Origin of the sequence: Flavobacterium sp., from assembly GCF_043722275.1 — a bacterium.
Classification (GTDB): Bacteria; Bacteroidota; Bacteroidia; order Flavobacteriales; family Flavobacteriaceae; genus Flavobacterium.
Genome location: NZ_JAYSPC010000087.1, coordinates 1 through 2,303 on the forward strand (window position 1 = coordinate 1; position 2,303 = coordinate 2,303).

Here is a 2,303-nt window from a genome sequence, read left to right on the forward strand (position 1 = left end):
GAAAAGCCTGCCGGAAGCGATAGAACGATTGTTTCATTCGTATTGGCTAAAGCCAACTGGTGCTGGTACAACCGCTTATTTTGTAAAGGCAAAAAAGAAGGAGGGATTTTACCATATTCGGTAGCCAACTCGCTGGTTATATATGCTGCCGATGTTATTAAGAACATGGAGGTTTAATTTTTTCTTTTTCCTGTTTCAGAATGTCCTGAATTTCATTATATGAATATTTGAGAAACTCTGATGGCCTGATTGACTTATCATCAATATAAAATCCATCAAATCCGCACCAGGGCTTACCTACATACACTTCATCAAAAGGAACATCGTGTTTTCGTAACCAATCTATTATATTGGGTAAGGTATAAATATTTATTTTCCCGAGGTTAGACTCGTAAGTACGCATATTTCTACTGGAATTGATAACGATTTCAAATCCGTCTTCTTTATACTCTTTAAGCTTTGCAATAATTTCAGGAACAGGGCTACTGTTAATATAATCCCCTTTAATGGTTATGGAAACAGTATCATCCAGGTCTACAATTAGTCTTTTCATTTGTTACTTAATTATTGGTTTATCAACTTTATATTAACGCAATTTTTTAAAGAATGTTATACAGGGATTTCAGGCAAGTGTCTCATGCTATTGCATTGCGTTAAGTCTATTCTACTCCTTATTCTGTTCTTCTTCAGTTTCATATTCAGCTTGTTTTAAAAAATAGTGCAAGCCAAGAAATACCCCTGCAAATAACCCGAATTCAGCTTGCTGATAGTCGAATGATAATTCCCAGGAGATATAAAAAAAACGAAACGTAACCATCGTAATAAAATATGCTTTAAGTGTCGAATATAGAAAAAAAATAAACGGATCATGGTTATCCAGGTCTATTCCGTCCAAATTCTTTTTCGTACCACTTAGCAAAACAAAAAACTTTATATAATATAAAAACATTCCTATCACCCCAAATGCAGTAAGAGTGCCGATAAAAGGCATATCAACAAATCCAAACATTCCAAACGCCTGCATTCCTTTTATTTCAGTCAACCCTATCCCGGTCCAAAAATTATCAAAAAAAAGCTTCGTCATAATCGGGAACTGAAAGTCGAATCTTGTATCTGCCGAGCTATCTGTCGCATTGCCGGAAAAATATGCAACGGTATTGCTAAACAGGTTTTGAATCTCGGTGAGGTATTCCCCAAAAAAAATGCTCGATAGAAAAACTACCGATATTAAAAGAAAGAGGTATTTAAAAAGATTAAGTGCTTCTACATATTTCCTTATTAAAAAAAAGGAAAGAAACGCTCCCATAGTTACATAAAACATAGCTAACCTGTAAAAAGCTAGTATAAGTACAACATAAGAAAATATGCCTATTAATATAAGCAGATATTTGGACGTATTTTTTAACCTGGTAGACAATGCCGCTGCCGGGAGCAGGTAGCTAAAAAATATAATAAATTGCCTCAGGTCGTATCCTGCCAACCTATCAATATTAGCCCCAGTATCTCGGTCATAACTTTTTAACCTGAAAAGATCCAGATCCATTATCAATGATATGTAATAGACAGAGAGAAAAGCGGCCGCTACTAATGCAAATGACATCAAAAGCTTTTTAGGCTGTTTTAGGGTAAAATAATAGGCAGGTATGATCGTTAAAAACCCAATCATATACCCAATGTTACCCAAAATGGATTTAGCATTTAATTCAGCCTTATATCCAATATTTATCAAAAGCAGGTATAGCCCAAATATAAAACCCATAAAAATGAGGGTTTTAACCTTCTTATCATTAAATAATAAAAACAAAGATTTGCCGTCTTTAACAAAAACGATAAACATACAAGCAAGCGTTAGGAGTTTAGCCCAGTTATAACCAAAACAAGACATTACATCCACATGCATTACAATACAAAATACAAAACAATAAACAGGATTAAGAAAGAACAAACCTACAAGTAATGTTATAAATACCGCTAAAGGGATGCTGCCCGCAGAAGAACCCATTTTCATTGATATATAATTCAAAATAAACAACGAACCAAGCAATGCTACCAGTCCAAAAACAGGAATGGTTTCAGTATCCAGATCGTTATCTCCATTATATATTGACAAATGATTGTATTTTAAATCCTTGAAATATAGCGTTTATAATAAGGCGGCGGGCGGCAAAAAAATTACCAGGTAATCCACCTACTTAAAATAATCAATATACCAATCAATAAAATTATTTACGCCCTCTTGCACAGAAGTAGATGGGTTATAACCAAGGTCTGATTTTAAAGCACTCACGTCTGCATATGTTTTA

Annotated in this window: 2 protein-coding genes; both read right to left on the minus strand. The window is 34.3% G+C overall.

The features are described from left to right. Positions 1 to 157: 157 nt before the first annotated feature. On the minus strand, positions 158 to 553 hold the full coding sequence (locus ACHZDT_RS11180; RefSeq protein ID WP_394774711.1) for an HAD-IIIC family phosphatase: 396 nt from the start codon (positions 551 to 553) through the stop codon (positions 158 to 160). Between the two features lie 111 nt (positions 554 to 664). Then, positions 665 to 2,110, minus strand: a complete 1,446-nt coding sequence (locus ACHZDT_RS11185) for a hypothetical protein (protein WP_394774712.1) — start codon at positions 2,108 to 2,110, stop codon at positions 665 to 667. Positions 2,111 to 2,303 lie beyond the last annotated feature (193 nt).

Bases quoted from the DNA above. Each gene is read 5' to 3' on its own strand.
- ACHZDT_RS11180 (WP_394774711.1), bottom strand. From the start codon at position 553: ATGAAAAGACTAATTGTAGACCTGGATGATACTGTTTCCATAACCATT.